Annotated in this window: 15 protein-coding genes, 4 tRNA genes, 1 rRNA gene and 1 other RNA gene (1 of these 21 running past the window's edge); all 21 read left to right on the top strand. The window is 60.7% G+C overall.

The features are described 5' to 3' along the window. Nucleotides 1-210: 210 nt before the first annotated feature. A complete protein-coding gene (gene larA / locus Q4T40_17395) occupies nt 211-1,503 on the top strand; it encodes a nickel-dependent lactate racemase (GenBank protein ID MDT8903014.1) in 1,293 nt (430 codons plus the stop codon). A gap of 32 nt (nt 1,504-1,535) precedes the next feature. Then, on the top strand, nt 1,536-2,834 hold the full coding sequence (locus tag Q4T40_17390; protein ID MDT8903013.1) for a phenylacetate--CoA ligase: 1,299 nt from the start codon (nt 1,536-1,538) through the stop codon (nt 2,832-2,834). Between the two features lie 16 nt (nt 2,835-2,850). Then, entirely contained in the window at nt 2,851-3,282 is a 432-nt protein-coding gene (locus Q4T40_17385; GenBank protein ID MDT8903012.1) for an ACT domain-containing protein, read from the top strand. Between the two features lie 229 nt (nt 3,283-3,511). Then, nucleotides 3,512-5,689 (top strand): molybdopterin-dependent oxidoreductase, encoded by a 2,178-nt coding sequence (locus tag Q4T40_17380; protein MDT8903011.1) that lies wholly within the window; start codon nt 3,512-3,514, stop codon nt 5,687-5,689. 2 nt (nt 5,690-5,691) lie between these two features. Beyond that, nucleotides 5,692-6,225 (top strand): 4Fe-4S dicluster domain-containing protein, encoded by a 534-nt coding sequence (locus tag Q4T40_17375; protein ID MDT8903010.1) that lies wholly within the window; start codon nt 5,692-5,694, stop codon nt 6,223-6,225. 18 nt (nt 6,226-6,243) lie between these two features. Continuing rightward, nucleotides 6,244-7,221: a hydrogenase small subunit gene (locus Q4T40_17370; GenBank protein ID MDT8903009.1), complete on the top strand. Its 978-nt coding sequence runs from the start codon at nt 6,244-6,246 to the stop codon at nt 7,219-7,221. Beyond that, nucleotides 7,221-8,621, top strand: coding sequence for a nickel-dependent hydrogenase large subunit (locus Q4T40_17365; GenBank protein MDT8903008.1), 1,401 nt, complete (start codon nt 7,221-7,223; stop codon nt 8,619-8,621). Before Q4T40_17370 ends, Q4T40_17365 begins: the two co-directional genes overlap by 1 nt. Before the next feature lie 154 nt (nt 8,622-8,775). Next, on the top strand, nt 8,776-9,072 hold the full coding sequence (locus Q4T40_17360) for a hypothetical protein (protein ID MDT8903007.1): 297 nt from the start codon (nt 8,776-8,778) through the stop codon (nt 9,070-9,072). 206 nt (nt 9,073-9,278) lie between these two features. Next, a tRNA-Arg gene (locus Q4T40_17355) sits at nt 9,279-9,355 on the top strand. A gap of 163 nt (nt 9,356-9,518) precedes the next feature. Further along, nucleotides 9,519-9,594, top strand: a tRNA-Arg gene (locus tag Q4T40_17350). A 26-nt stretch (nt 9,595-9,620) separates the two neighbouring features. Further along, nucleotides 9,621-10,082, top strand: coding sequence for a tRNA adenosine(34) deaminase TadA (gene tadA, locus Q4T40_17345; protein ID MDT8903006.1), 462 nt, complete (start codon nt 9,621-9,623; stop codon nt 10,080-10,082). A gap of 37 nt (nt 10,083-10,119) precedes the next feature. Continuing rightward, nucleotides 10,120-10,207 (top strand) — tRNA-Ser (locus Q4T40_17340). A gap of 55 nt (nt 10,208-10,262) precedes the next feature. Then, nucleotides 10,263-10,352 (top strand) — tRNA-Ser (locus Q4T40_17335). A gap of 27 nt (nt 10,353-10,379) precedes the next feature. Beyond that, nucleotides 10,380-10,479, top strand: an RNA gene (gene ffs, locus Q4T40_17330) — signal recognition particle sRNA small type. Between the two features lie 130 nt (nt 10,480-10,609). After that, the gene (dnaX, locus tag Q4T40_17325) at nt 10,610-12,286 is read left to right on the top strand and encodes a DNA polymerase III subunit gamma/tau (GenBank protein MDT8903005.1); all 1,677 of its coding nucleotides are present in this window, start codon (nt 10,610-10,612) and stop codon (nt 12,284-12,286) included. A 2-nt stretch (nt 12,287-12,288) separates the two neighbouring features. After that, nucleotides 12,289-12,612, top strand: a complete 324-nt coding sequence (locus Q4T40_17320) for a YbaB/EbfC family nucleoid-associated protein (protein ID MDT8903004.1) — start codon at nt 12,289-12,291, stop codon at nt 12,610-12,612. Next, entirely contained in the window at nt 12,613-13,209 is a 597-nt protein-coding gene (gene recR / locus Q4T40_17315; GenBank protein ID MDT8903003.1) for a recombination mediator RecR, read from the top strand. A gap of 75 nt (nt 13,210-13,284) precedes the next feature. Beyond that, nucleotides 13,285-13,545, top strand: a complete 261-nt coding sequence (locus Q4T40_17310; GenBank protein MDT8903002.1) for a DUF2508 family protein — start codon at nt 13,285-13,287, stop codon at nt 13,543-13,545. 156 nt (nt 13,546-13,701) lie between these two features. Beyond that, nucleotides 13,702-13,989 carry a pro-sigmaK processing inhibitor BofA family protein gene (locus Q4T40_17305; protein ID MDT8903001.1) on the top strand — a complete coding sequence of 96 codons (288 nt, stop codon included), beginning with the start codon at nt 13,702-13,704 and terminating at the stop codon, nt 13,987-13,989. Between the two features lie 113 nt (nt 13,990-14,102). Next, complete coding sequence (locus tag Q4T40_17300; GenBank protein ID MDT8903000.1) at nt 14,103-14,765, top strand: hypothetical protein; 663 nt, start codon at nt 14,103-14,105, stop codon at nt 14,763-14,765. 510 nt (nt 14,766-15,275) lie between these two features. Continuing rightward, nucleotides 15,276-15,522, top strand: a 16S ribosomal RNA gene (locus Q4T40_17295); it runs 1,307 nt beyond the window's last position.

Below are 15,522 nucleotides of genomic sequence, written 5' to 3'. Positions count from 1 at the left end.
TTATACTATAATGGAACACATGTATAATGTATACAACGGCTTGATGGAAGTGCGCCTAGGGTTCCGGCCGCTGCGGCGGCGCCAGGTCCGAGCGGCGCAAGACCCTGTGTCAGGGTCGACACCGTGGGTACAAAAAACCCCAGCGGAAAGTTCCACGCGGAAATTTCCCCTGGGGTTTTTCTATTCTCTCAACTCAGGAGTGTAGCGCTTATGACGGAATTCTCCCTCCCGTTCGGTAACGGTGCGGCAGTGATCTCGCTGCCGGCCGCGCGGCAAATCCAGCTGGTCGACGGCAGGCCGACGCCAGCGGTCGACGACGTGGCCGCCGCTGTGCGCCTGGCATTTGCCAGCCCCATCGGCGCGCCGCCTCTCGGCGAGGTCGTGGCGGCCGGCGACCGCGTGGCCGTCGTCGCCAGCGACATGACCCGCAGCGGGCTGCGCCACGACCTTTTCCTGCCCGCGCTGCTGGACGAACTCAACGCCGCCGGTGTCCCCGACGACGACATCACCCTCGTCGTCGCGTTGGGCGCCCACCGCCGCCATACCCCTGAGGAAAACGCCGCGACCTACGGCCGGGAAGTGGTTGGCCGCGTCCGTATCGAACAAAGCTTTGCCAGCGACGGGGCCGACTTCGTCCGTCTCGGCACAACCTCCCGGGGAGTGGCGGCCGAAATCAGCCGCCACGTCGCCGCCGCCGACAAGGTCATCCTCACCGGCGGCATCGCCTACCACCCCATGGCCGGTTTTGCCGGCGGCCGGAAAAGCATCGTTCCGGGGGTCGCCAGCTACGCCGCCATTCAGGCCAATCACCGCTTCTGCCTGAGCGAGACTCCCGGCGGCGGCGTCAATCCCCTGTGCGGCAGCGGCCGGCTGGCCGGCAACCCGCTGCACGAGGATCAGACGGAAATAGCCGCCATGCTCGCTCCCGCCTTCCTGCTCAACGTCATTTCCGCGCCCGGGGGCGGCATCGCCGGCTTTGTAGCCGGCCATTGGCGCGAGGCGTGGGAAGAGGGCTGCCGACGGGTGGCCGCTATTTACGGCGCTCCTGTCCGCGAGCGGACCGACCTTGTAATCGCCTCGGCGGGGGGCTATCCCAAGGACATCAACTTCTACCAGGCCACCAAAGCTACCGAGAACGCGCTGGCGGCCTGTAAGGAGGGCGGCGTTGTCATCGCCTTCATGGAATGCCGCAATATCGCCGAACCGCCCGATTTTAGCGGCTGGTTCGACATTCCCACGCTAATTGAGCGGGAGCAGGCCCTCAGAGAACGATTTACCGTGCCGGGTTACGTGGCCTTAAAAACCGGCCTCGACGCCCGGCGCATCCAACACATAATCGTTACTCTGCCCGAAAACAGGGCTTTCATCGAAAAAGCGGGCATGACGCCAGCGGACGACTTCGACGTCGCCCTGGCGCTTGCCGAGGCCCGGCTGGGGCGCGGCGGCTACACCGTCACCGTCATGCCACACGCCGCTGACACTCTGCCGCTGCCGGCCGGGTGAAGCCGCTCAACCAATAAGCAGGAGGGATTTAATTGTTTTGGAATAAACCGATAGAAACCATGGTCCGTACCGAACTGTCAGCCGTGCAGGCGGCCAGGCTGCGCGACACCATCGAAAGGGCCTACCGCCAGGTGCCCTTCTACCGCAGCCGCATGCAGGCGGCCGGTCTGCTGCCCGAGGACATCGCCAGCCTCGAACACATCGGGAAACTGCCGTTCACCACCAAGCAGGACATGCGCGACAACTATCCGTACGGCCTATTCGCCGTTCCGCTCGCCGAAATAGTTCGCATCCACGCCTCCAGCGGCACCACCGGCAAACCGACGGTCGTCGGCTACACCAAGCGCGACATCGGCATCTGGGCGGAGGTCATGGCGCGTACTCTCACCGCGGCCGGCGCCAACCGGCAATCCTTCATCCAGGTGGCCTACGGCTACGGCCTCTTCACCGGCGGCCTCGGCGCCCACTACGGCGCCGAACTGGTCGGCGCGTCGGTCATCCCCGTTTCCAGCGGCAACACCGCCCGCCAGATAATGCTCATGAAGGACTTCGGCACCACACTGCTGGCCTGCACCCCGTCCTACGCCCTGTATATCGCCGAAACGCTCGGCGAAATGGGCCTCGAGCCCAAGGACCTCTCTCTCCGCGCCGGGGTTTTCGGCGCCGAGCCGTGGTCGGAGCGCATGCGTAAGGAGATCGAGGCGCGGCTTTCGATCAAGGCTATCGACATCTACGGCCTCAGCGAGATCATCGGGCCGGGCGTCGCCAGCGAGTGCGAGTGCCAGGACGGGTTGCACATCAACGAAGATCACTTCTACCCTGAAATAATCAACCCGCAGACCGGCGAAACGCTGCCGGACGGTGAAAAGGGCGAACTGGTCCTGACCACTATCACCAAGGAAGGCATGCCCATGATCCGCTACCGCACCCGCGACCTCACCGTACTCACCCACGAACCGTGCGCCTGCGGCCGCACGCTCGTCCGCATGGGCAAGGTGCTCGGCCGCAGCGACGACATGCTCATCATCCGGGGCGTAAACGTATTCCCTTCCCAAGTGGAGACGGTGCTCCTAGGCCTGGGCGAAACCTCGCCCCACTATCAGCTCATCGTCGACCGCGAGGACAATCTCGACAAACTTACCGTTCTCGTCGAAGTCACCGAGGCGATGTTCTCCGACGAGGTGCGCCGGCTGGAAACGCTGGAACACAAGATCGAAGCCGCCCTGGGCAGCGTGCTCGGCGTGTCGGCCCAGGTTCGGCTGGTGGGCCCGAAAAGCATTGAGCGCAGTGAAGGCAAGGCCAAACGGGTAATCGACAACCGCAAACTGTAAAGGAGGAGCGACAAGCATGATTATCAAGCAAATCTCGGTTTTTCTTGAAAATCGGCCGGGGACGCTGGCGCAAGTCCTGTCCGTGCTGGGTGAGCACAACATCAATCTCCGGGCCATGTCGGTGGCCGACACCGCCGATTTCGGCATCCTGAGGCTGGTGGTCAACGAGCCCGACCTAGTGGAGCAGGCGCTCAAAGGCGCGGGCCTCGCCGTCAAAACGACGCCTGTGCTGGCCATGCGGGTTTCCGACAAGCCTGGCGGCCTGTTGGCGGAAGTCCAAAAACTTACCGCCGCCGGCATCAACATCGAGTATGTCTACGCTTTCGCCGCCCCGGCCGCCGAGGAGGCGCGGGTGGTGCTGAAGGTCGACGACCTCGCCAAGGCCGAACAGGTAATGAACGGCGACAAGGTTGCCGACGGCGGCGAGGGTCCCAACTTCTACTGGTAGAATTCTATCATTTGACCTGCATGGGCGCTGACGCGCCCTTTTTTGTTTCCTCCACCCGATGCCGTCCGGACGATAGATGATTTTTATAGGTTCATAAGCTAATACGATGTAGGTATAAGCATTTTTTGGGAGGGGAATAAGCAAACAAAGTTTAAACATTATTTTCAGAAAATATATCAACGATTTCAGTGAATTGTTTCACAAACTGGACGGGAGGCGAAGAACAAGTATGTGGGCCAACAAGTTCCCCAGACGGACCTTCCTCAAGGCCACGGCAGCAACAGCGGCCGCCGTGGGGGTGGGGGATGTCTTTTCGATCGGCGAGTGGATGAAACAGGCCAATGCCGCTCCGGTGACCAAGATTCCGTCCCTCTGCGAGACCTGTTCTGCGGCGTGCGGCATGTGGGTGCACGTCAAAAACGGCCGGATATGGAAGGTGACCGGCCAAAAGGACCATTCCCAGAGCAAGGGCCGCATATGCGCCCGCGGCCATGCGGGCATCGCGATGGCCTACCACAAGGACCGCATCACTCACCCCATGAAACGCATCGCTGACAACCATTTCGTGCCGATAACCTGGGAGCAGGCCTACGGCGAAATTGCCGCCAAGCTCAAAACTGTCCTCAAGGAACACGGCCCGGAGAAAGTCTTTTTCTCCCATAATCCCCGCCCCACCAATAAATTCTACTGGCCGCGCCTGATGGCGGCAGTCGGCTCGTCCACTATCCAGTCCCACCACTCCATGTGCAGCACTGGCCGCGATGTCGCCTACAAATGGACGACCGGCGGCATGGCCACCGCCGACATCGGCAAAACGAAGTACATCGTTTTCCTCGGCCGCAACTACGTCGAGGGCCTTTCGCCGTCTACGGCGGCCAATATGGAAGCGGCCCACGCCCGCGGCGTCACCATGATCGTCGTCGATCCCCGTCACAGCAACGCCTGTCTGTTCGCGAGCCAGTGGGTGCCCATCAGGCCCGGCACAGACCTCGCTCTCCTGCTGGCGATCGCCAACGTCCTCCTCGCCGAGAACCTCTACGACAAGGAGTTCGTCGACGAGTGGTGCGTCGGCTTCGACGAGTTCCGGCAAGGGATGAAACAGTACACCCCCGAGTGGGCCTCGACGATGACCGACATCCCGGCCGAAACCATCTACGCCATCGCCCGCGGACTCGGCAACAACCGGCCCGCCAGCTGTATCGAGCAGGGCTACAAAGCCCCCAACGGCTGCAACTATGCCAACGGCACCCAGATGTTCCGCATGGTCGCCTGCGTCAACGCCCTCCTCGGCAACTATGGCAAGGACGGCGGCATGAAGTTCTCCAATCCCCCCAAGGCCGGCTCGCTCGATGCCAAAAAATATCCGGCCCCGCCCAAACCCAAAGCTGCCCGTTGCGACGGCGCCGGCATCAAGGGCGAATTCCCCCTCTGCCAGACCAGCCAGGGCATCGTCCACCTGATGCCGCAGCGGGCCCTCGAGGGCAAAGCCAAGGCCGGTTTTCTCTACCGCATCAACGTTGCCCGCAACGCTCCGGGCCCCGAACTGCTGACCAAAGGCTACAAGGCCCTCGACCTCCTCGTCGTCTGCGACGTCAAATGGTCCGAGACCGCCCTGTGCGCCCACTACATCCTTCCGGAGTGCTGCCCGGCCGAGCGGGAGGACCTGCCCGCCGTCGTCAGCTCGACCGTGACGATGCGCACGGCCGCCATCGGCCTCGTCCACTCCGAATGCAAGCCGCTGTCCCAGATCGTAACCGAATTCGCCGGCTATATAGGAGCGGCCAAGTATTTCAACTTCACTCAGGATGACGTGGCCAACGCCATAATCAAGCCGCTGGGCGTCAAGCTCGACGAGCTCAGGGTCAAAGGTACGATCAAGGTCAAAGCCCCGGCTCCCAAGCCACTCAGCTTCAAAACCAAATCGAAGAAGGTCGAGCTCTACTGCAAAGCGTTCGCCGACCACGGCTTCGCTCCCGTTCCCCAGTGGGAGCCGCCTTACTCCAAGGCCGGCAAGGATACCTTCGTTCTCATCCACGGCAAACAGGGCTTCATGTCCCACACCGTCACCGCCAGTGACCCCTACCTGCTGGCCATCGCCAGGCGCGACGGGCTTGAGCGGCTGTGGATCAACGCCGACCGGGCCCAAAAAATGGGCATCAAAGACGGCGACCTTGTCGAAGTCGCCTCACCGCAGGCCAAAGGGCGGGTGCGGGTCAAAGTTACCGAGCGCGTCCACCCCGAAGCCGCGTACCTTCCCGCCGGCTACGGCCGTTTAGTCCCCTTCCTCAAGACGGGCGTCGGCTTCGGCATCAGCCCCAACGACTTCACCCCCTCCCGGGCGGAAGCGATATCCGGTCACGCCATGATGATGGAAGTTCTCGTCACCGTCAGAAAGGTGGGTGAATAATCATGCCGCGCTACGCGATGATCATCGACGCCAAGAAGTGTATTGGCTGTTACGCCTGCCAGGTCGCCTGCCAGATGCAGAACGAACTGGGGCCGGACAACGCTTTTATCCGCTTCGAGGACCGGGAAACAGGCAAATATCCGAACCCCAAATACGTCATCGTTCCCCTGCAGTGCCAGCATTGCCAGGACGCTCCCTGCGTGCCCGTCTGCCCCACCACCGCGTCGCACAAAGACAGCAACGGCCTGACCATGATCGACAAAGACAAGTGTATGGGCTGCCGTCGCTGCGTGGCCGCCTGCCCCTACAACGCCCGCACCTACCTCAAAGACGAGGGTGTTGTCCAGGCCTGCAACCTGTGCCTGTCGCTGGTCAAACAGGGCGAGGCGCCTGCCTGCGTCGCCACCTGTCTTACCAAGGCCCGCTACTTCGGCGATCTCGACAACCCCACGGGAGAATTCGCCAAACAGTTGGCTAAAGCCAAGCCGCTCAGGCCGGATTTCGGCACCAGACCGACGCTCCTTTACATCATATAGCCGCCAGGAGGGAAAAAGATGCGAAATTTAAGCCGTCGTGAATTCCTGCGCCTGTGCGGTGCGACCGGAGCCGCGCTTGGCCTGACCCATGCGATAAAGCCGGAAATCCTCGAAGCGTTCGCCGGCCCCGCCGGCGGCCGGCCGCCCATCGTCTGGCTGCAGGGCGGCTCGTGCAGCGGCTGTTCGGTATCGCTGCTGAACAGCGTACAGCCGGAGATCGGCAAGGTGCTAACCGATGTCATCAGCCTCCAGTTCCATCAGACCCTCATGGCCGCCGCCGGCGAGCCGGCTATGGACGTTCTGCCAGCGGTCAAAAAGCAATACGCCGGGCAATACTACCTGATCGTCGAAGGCTCGGTCTCCACCGGCGACAAAGTCATGTACTCCACCCTCGGCGAACGGGACGGCAAACCCGTGTCTTTCGCCGAATGGGTCAAAACGATGGCCGCCGACGCCAAAGCGGTGATCGCGGTGGGCACGTGCGCCACCTTCGGCGGCATCCCCGCCGCCGGCAGCAACCCTGCCGGCAGCAAGGCCGTCAGCGACGTAATCGGCGGCGTGCCGCTCATCAACGTCCCCGGCTGCCCCATCCACCCTGACCGTGTGCTCGGCACGCTCGTCCACGCCATCAAATACGGCATGCCCGAGCTCGATCATCTCAAACGGCCGACCGTCTTCTTCGGTAAATGCGTCCATGACCTCTGCGAGCGCCGGCCGATGTTCGACGAGGGTAAATTCGCCACCCGCCTGTCCGAGCAGGGCTGTCTTTACAAACTCGGCTGCAAGGGGCCGATGGCCTACAACGACTGCCCCACCCGCCGATACAACAACAACACCAGCTGGTGCGTCGCCGCCAACGCCCCCTGCGTCGCCTGCGTCGAGCCCGGCTTCCCCGACCATACCAGCCCCTTCTTCGAGCGCATGCCCGAATACGGTCCTGCCGGCACGCCGTCGCCGCAGCCCCACCAGGGCAAAATCATCGGGGGTGACAAATAATGCGCAAAATCGTAATTGACCCCGTAACCCGCCTGGAGGGCCATTTAAAGGTCGAAGTCATGGCGGAGGGCGGCAAAGTAGTGGCCGCCGAAGCCGCCGGCACCATGTACCGCGGCTTCGAATCCATCCTCGCCGGCCGCGACCCGCGCGACGCCGTCTACATCACCCAGCGCATCTGCGGCGTCTGCCCTGTCAGCCACGCCACCGCCGCCGCCTTTGCCCTCGACGACGCCTTCGGCGTCCAGGTGCCGACGAATGGCCGCATAATCAGGAATCTCATCCTGGGTGGCAACTTCCTACAGTCCCACATAATCCACTTCTATAACCTGTCGTTGCCCGACTACGTCCAGTTCCCGGCGATTGCCCCCTTCACCCGCCACTACACCGGCGACTACCGCCTCAATAAGGAAACCAACGAGCGCCTCGTCGGCAATTACTTCAAGGCCCTGGAAATCCGCCGCAAGTGCCACGAGATGGTCGCCCTGTTCGGCGGCAAGATGCCCCATCAGGTGGCCATCATCGCCGGCGGTACCTCCATGACCGCCCAAAAGGACAAAATCGACGCTTACCGGAAGCTGCTGGCTGAAATCGCCCAGTTCGTGGAAAAGGAATATGCCGAGGATACGCGCCTCCTCGCCAACGCCTACAGCGACTACTTCCAGGTCGGCAAAGGCCCGGCCAACTTCCTTTCCTACGGCGCCTTCCCGCTCGACGACTACGGCCGCGACAAGCTCATCGGCGCAGGCGTCTACATCGGCGGCAAGCCGGCGGGCGTCGACATCGGCAAGGTCACCGAAGACGCCGCCCACTCCTGGTACGACAAAGCCGCCGACGGGTCGCCCGACAAAACGGCCACCAACGCCAGGTACGGCAAAGCAGGCGCGTACAGTTGGGTCAAAGCGCCGCGCTATGGCGGCGAAGTATGCGAAGTCGGCCCGCTGGCCCGCATGTGGATAGCCGGCCGCTACACCTCCGGCGTATCCGCCATGGACCGCATCGTCGCCCGCACCCTCGAGGCCGCCCTTATAACCAAGTCGCTGGCGAACTGGCTCGACGAACTCGATCCCGGCGCACCGTGCGAAGCGCCCGTCGAAATCCCCTACGCCGCGACCGGCGTCGGCCTGGTCGAAGCCCCGCGGGGAGCCCTTGGCCACTGGATTACCGTCAGGAACCACCGCATCGAACGCTACCAGGCGGTGGTGCCCACCACCTGGAACGCCTCGCCCCGCGACGCCGGCGGCAAGCCGGGCGCCCTCGAACAGGCCCTCGTCGGCCTGCCGGTGCCCGACGCCGACAACCCCCTGGCCGTCGTCCGCACCGTCCACTCCTTCGACCCCTGCCTGGCCTGCGCCGTTCACGTCATCACTCCCGGCAAGCCGGTCGGCGAATTCAAGCTGTAAGTGATAAAAATCCACAGCCGGCAGGAGCAATCCTGCCGGTTTTCCTTCTAAAACATCGGCTTCGCGGAAAAAATATATGTAAACGTGCAGGAATTCGCCGGCCCGGGAAGTATAATTAATACTGCCATACTGCGCGAATAGGGAAGGATGTACGATGGGAGAAAAATACCGGGTAGCCATTCACCACGACAACGACTGCGGATACATCGAATACGACATCGAGACAAAGAAAGTCACGGTCGTTTTGGCCGACGCCGTCACCCGCAAAACGGTCGAAGCCTTCCTGCACAGCGAACACCTGCTGCGGGAGGCGCAGCGCACGCTGCGCGATTTCCGGGAAAGAACCGCCTTCCCGACGGAAAGCCTTGCTGCCCTCAAGCTTGCACTCACCGGGCTGTGGCAGCAGACCGGCGTATATGTGGACTGGAGCCGCCCCGTCCCGACTTCCTGAACGGGACGAAATAGCTCTGTCGCCAAGTTATCAACAGAACTATCCACAAAACGCTGACAATTGTGGATAAAAACGTGAGTCGAGTTGCGTTTTGGTGTGATTATGGTGAACTTGGCGGGGAGTTGTTAATAACTCTCAGCCTGCCGGTCACTTGACGCACCGTTGCCGGTATGCTATAATCCACTTTGCCTGCGAGGCGGGAATATCTGCCCGTAGCTCAGCTGGATAGAGCGTTTGACTACGAATCAAAAGGCCGGAGGTTCGAATCCTCCCGGGCAGGCCACATACAGACATGACACGGGATAACTGGCCCGTGTTTTTTTCTCCCGCCACAAATTGCCAGGATAACCGTTATTGACAACACCGGGCCGGAGTGCTATAATTCTTCCGGTAGAGTAGTCGTCCCTGCGGGCGCTACTCTAAATAGTCTCGACCCAAAATATGACGCGCCCGTAGCTCAGGGGATAGAGCAGCGGTTTCCTAAACCGCGAGTCGGACGTTCGATTCGTCTCGGGCGCACCAGGCTTTCCAAAAGCGTGGTGAACCGGATGCCGAACGATGATTATTATATGGAGCTGGCGCTGGCGGAGGCCCGCAAAGCTTACGCCATCGGCGAAGTGCCCATCGGAGCGGTTCTCGTCATGGACGGCGAGGTGATTGCCGCTGCCCATAACATGCGCGAGACGTGGCACGACGCCACCGCGCACGCCGAAATCATCGTTATCCGCGAAGCCTGCCGCAAACTCGGCAGATGGCGGTTGACCGGCGCTACGCTTTATGTGACAATAGAACCGTGCCCCATGTGTGCCGGCGCGCTCGTCATGAGCCGAATCGACCGGCTGGTGTACGGCAGCCCCGACTACAAGGCAGGCGCAGTGGAATCGATCTTCAACGTAGCCCGGAACGACGCTCTCAACCACAGGGCGGAAGTCCTCGCCGGCGTTAAGGCTGACGAATGCGCGGCCTTGATGAAACAGTTCTTCCGGGAAAGACGCAGTAAAGAAGGCTAGGACAAAAAGGCGGTCATTATCTGCCGCCGCTAAATACGGAGAGGTGTCCGAGTGGTCGATGGTGCTTGACTCGAAATCAAGTGTACCGGAAGGTACCGTGGGTTCGAATCCCACCCTCTCCGCCATATTGCCAACCAAGTTAAATTCATATATAATGAAAAAAGTCATTTACGCCAACACGGAGAGATGTCCGAGTGGATGAAGGAGCACGATTGGAAATCGTGTGTACTGTGAAAGGTACCGAGGGTTCGAATCCCTCTCTCTCCGCCACTTTACCAAAGGTCGGCCCACGGTAGCCGTTGGGTCTTGCGCAATAGGAACTCATGAACCCCGCCAGGTCCGGAAGGAAGCAACGGTAAGTGACAATTCTTATGTGCCGCGAGGGAGCCTGACGGCTGCCTTGGGCCGATGTTATCAATTGCGGCAGCCTCCAGGGGGCTGCTTTTCTTCTATTTGCCGCCGGTGTCGAAAAAGGGAATGCCGGGACGCGTGTGGAATCTATTCACCTGTTATGGAGGTGTCTGACCATGGCCTATGTAGCGCTTTACCGCCAGTGGCGGCCGCAGGATTTCGACAACCTGATCGGCCAGGAGCATATCAACACCACCTTGAAAAACGCCATCGCCGCCAACAAGGTCGCTCACGCCTACCTATTCGCCGGTCCCCGCGGAACCGGCAAGACCAGCACCGCCAAAATCCTCGCCAAAGCCGTCAACTGCGTTCACGGGCCCACCCCCTCGCCCTGCAACCAATGCCCCAACTGCGAGCGGATCACCGCCGGCAACTCGATGGACGTATTCGAGATCGACGCCGCCTCCAACCGGGGCATCGACGAAATCCGCGACCTCCGCGAGGCCGTCAAGTTCGCGCCGGTCGAAGGACGCTACAAAGTATACATAATTGACGAAGTACACATGTTAACGGCGGAAGCCTTCAACGCCCTCCTCAAGACCCTTGAGGAGCCGCCTGCCCATGTCCTGTTCGTGCTGGCCACCACCGAGCCGCACAAAATACCGGCCACCATTCACTCCCGCTGCCAGCGGTACGATTTCCGCCGCATTCCGGTCGCCGACATCGAAAAACGCCTCGCCGTCGTCGCCGCCGACAGCGGTCTCGATATTTCCGCCGAAGCGCTGCGCCTCATCGCCCTGCACGCTGATGGCGGCCTGCGTGACGCCCTCAGCATCCTTGATCAGTGCACCGCCCTCGGCGAGGGCCCCGTCGGCGCCAACGCCGTCCGCGGGCTTCTCGGCCTCGTCGGCCACGAATGGATAGCGCAGCTGACCGCGGCCATGGCGGCACGGGATGCTTCCGCCGTTCTGCTGACCCTTGAGGAACTCATATCCCTGGGCAAAGACATCCGGCAACTACTTCTCGAACTCGCTCAGCACGCACGCAGCCTCATGCTCTACAAGGCCGCCCCCGAAGTCGCCGACCTCGGAACATACGGCGAAGACCGGGCCGTTATAGCCGCCCAGAGCGCCCTTTTCAGCCACGACGAACTGGTGCGGATGATCCAGCTGCTCCAGAACGCGGCCAACGAAGCCAAATGGACCGCCGAGCCGCGCATCACTGCCGAGATAGCCTTGCTAGCCGTCTGCCGCCGCGGCGGCGAAAGCGATTTGGCCGCCCTTGTCGAGCGGGTCGTCGCCCTCGAAGCCGCTCTTGCCGGCGGCGCAGACCCCAGACCGGTCCGCCCGGCCCCACCGCCCCCCAAGCCGCGTCCGACCCCGGCCGCTTCTGCACCGATACAGCAGCCTGCTTCGCAGTCTGCATCTCAGCCCGCGGCTCCGGAGACAAAACTGTCCCCGCCCGAAGCCAGGCCAGCCGCCAACCCCGGAGAAGTCTGGGACGCCGTCCTGAAAGAACTCGTCGCCGGTGGCAAGCGCTCGGTCCACGCCTGCGTATCCCAGGGAGATATCGTATCCCTCACCGACAGCCAGGCGACCGTGCAATTCATATCCTCGTTCGCCAGAGAGCGCAGCGACAAGGACGACTACCGCCAGATCGTCGAAAAGAGTCTCGCCCAGATCACCGGCCACCCGGTGAAACTAAGCTGTGTGCCAGCCGTCCCGCAACCGTCCGCAGCCCCGACCGCCCCCGTCGCCCCCGCGCCCGCCGGCGAGGGGCACCCGGTCCTCGACCAGGCTCTGGCGATCTTCGGCGGCAAAATAATCAAACAAGAAAAGAACGAGGAGGTCTGATTATGTTCGGCAACATGGGCAACATGTCCAACATGATGAAAAAAGTGCAGAAGCTGCAGGCCGATATGGCCAAACTGCAGGAGGAGCTCAAAACCAGGACCCTTGAGTCCACCGCCGGCGGCGGAGCGGTAAAAATCGTCGTCAATGGCGAAAAACAGATCCTGTCCATCAAGATCGACCCGGCCGCCGCCGACCCCCAGGACCTCGAAATGCTTGAAGATATGATCATGGCCGCCGTCAACGAAGCGCTCAAAAAAGTTGACGACATGATGGCCCAGGAAATGGGCAAACTCACCGGCGGGATGAAAATACCGGGGATGTTTTAAATGCCGCATATCGCCCCCCTCGCCAGGCTGGTCGAACAATTCCGCCGCCTCCCCGGCATCGGGCCCAAATCGGCGACCCGGCTGGCCTACCACGTACTAGCCATGGACCGGGAACAGAGCCGCGACCTCGCCGAAGCCATCATTGAAGCCAAGGAGAAAATCGGCTACTGCTCGATCTGCTTCAACCTCACCGACTGCGACCCCTGCCAGATATGCCGGAGCGACACGCGCGACTCCGGTCTCATCTGCGTAGTCGAAGAACCCCAGGACGTGGCCGCCATGGAACGAACGCGGGAATTCCGCGGCCTCTACCACGTACTCCACGGCTCGCTCTCGCCCCTTGACGGCGTCGGCCCTGACGAACTGCGCCTCAAGGAACTGCTAGCCCGGATGAACGACAGCCAGGTCCGGGAAGTCATAATGGCCACCAACCCTGACGTGGAGGGCGAAGCCACTGCCATGTACACCGCCCGCCTCCTCAAGCCCCTCGGCGTCAAAGTCACCCGCATCGCCCACGGCCTGCCCGTGGGCGGAGACCTCGAATACGCCGACGAAGTGACGCTCTCCAAGGCCCTCGAAAACCGCCGAGAAATGTAGCCTCAAAAGCCGGAGCAAATAACAGGAATAAATATCCCTCTTTCTGGTAATAATATTACCGGGAGGGGAAGACATATGAAAATCTCCTGGACGAAACGGCTGCTATCCAACCTCGTCGACAGCGACCCGTGCCCCGCCGCTCCCATGCCCGCCCTCGCCGACATCGTCGAACAGGCCAGGCGGGAGTGGCTGGCTGCCCAGCACTATTACAACTCCGTATCCGACAGCGACCTAGTCGACCATGCCGTCTACCTGATGCAGGCGGCGGAAAAGAAATACATATACCTTCTGAAAAAAGCTCGCAGCGAGGGAATCACCAACAACAAATACTGCTGACAGGGACGAGGCTGTTTGAAAAACTCAGACAGCCTCGTTTTTTTGGCATACCCGGGACGTGCAGTAGATATATTGTAAGGAAGATAACCCGGCGCATGACAGGACGGGAAATCTCGATTACAATAGGAATAGGCATCTGCCGAAAGGAGAATGAGCATGCCGAGCATACCCGGACTTGCCTGGGACTGGAACGTCATCATCGCTTTTGTCTTCGGGATATTCCTTCTCTACCTCATCGGACGGCTTTTTCTCATGCCCATCAGACTCATCCTCAAGCTCGTCTACAACGCCATCATTGGCGGCATAATGCTGTGGATAGTCAACTTCGTCGGCGGCCACTTCGGCTTCGCCATCGCCATCAACCCTATCACCGCCCTTGTCGCCGGCTTCCTCGGCATACCCGGCGTCATCCTGCTCATCCTCTTCAAATTATTTATCGCCTGATTGGTTTTTTCAGCGACGGTATGGTAGACTAAAGAAAATGACCGCGCGCGGCACTTGATGCCCGGACCGAACCCGGGTATGAAGTGCCCTTTCGCTGGACAAGGGGTGACAACATGGAACCGATCATCGAAGCATACGTCGGCGAATACGCCAGCGGCAAAAGCGAAAACGCCGTTAACCGGGCCATCGACCTGTGCCGTCGCGGCCTGCCGGTCACACTCGTCGACCTCGACACCGTCGAACCCGTATACACCATCCGCCCGATTAAAAAAGAACTGGAGGCCATGGGCATCGACGTCGTCGCCTGGGAAACGCGCGACACCGTAGGCCTCGGCGAAGCCGGCAGCGTCATCAAAGGATCGATGCGCTGGGTGCTCCGGCGACCGGGCAACATCATCATGGATGTGGGCTATGGGGTCCACGGCGCGCGAATCTTCAACCTCATCGAAGGCGCCTTCGAAAACCCCCATCTCAAGATAATCGCCGTCATCAACATGTCGCGGCCCTTCACCTCCACCGTCGAAAACATCCTTGAATACGTAGCCACCCTGGGAAGGGTCGACGCCCTCCTCAACAACACCCACATGGCCGAAGAGACCACCGTCGAAATCGTCCAAAAAGGCGCAGCAGGCGTCGCCGAAGCGGCCAGAATCCTCGGCCTTCCCGTCGTCGCCACCTCGGCCGTCCGGGAAATCGCCGACCAAATTGGTCCCGCCGACGCCGTCGGCAATCCTGTCTGGCCCCTGGAGCGCATCATGCCGCGGACCTTCTGGTAAGGACAAGCCTGCCTGCAACATGGCAGGCTAACTTATTATCCAAGCAAGAGCATAATTTAGCATATACAAGCATATAATCAAAGCTGTAAACACATGCACAAATTCGGCCGCCCCTCTTCGATAATCGCCGTCTACGGCGGTTGAGCAATAACTGCCGGTATGATATATTAATAAAGCGCCGCCGCAAACGGACAAACGGCGCAAAAAACCAAAAGATGCCTATTGACACGGCCCGGCGGGACGTGTTAATATAACAAAGTCGCCGCAAGCGGGCTGGACGAAAAGGCCAGCCGAGGCAAGCAGCGGCAAAGATGGAAAAAAAAGAGTGTTGACAGAGCCGATGAGGATATGTTAACATAAAGATCCGGTCAAACGCCGGACAGTGTTCCTTGAAAACTGAACAATGTAGGTAAAATTAAGCCAGATGTGCGGGCTGCGCTTCCTCGGGAGCGTAGTCAAAAAAGACACAATCGATTCAAACGAGCCATCAAAGGCTCCAAAGAATACAATTTTTTGGAGAGTTTGATCCTGGCTCAGGACGAACGCTGGCGGCGTGCTTAACACATGCAAGTCGAACGGGGAGTTAGCAATAACTCCTAGTGGCGAACGGGTGAGTAACGCGTAGACAACCTACCTTCTAGCTGGGGACAACACCGCGAAAGTGGTGCTAATACCGAATGTGATGCCTAAGGTGCATACCTTAGGCAAGAAAGATGGCCTCTACATGTAAGCTATCGCTAGAAGATGGGTCTGCGTC

This window comes from Selenomonadales bacterium 4137-cl (genome assembly GCA_032334055.1).
Lineage (GTDB): Bacteria > Bacillota > Negativicutes > Sporomusales > UBA7701 > Anaeroselena > Anaeroselena agilis.
Note: the sequence above shows the minus strand (reverse complement) of the source record. Positions and strands in the feature narration are given on the sequence as shown.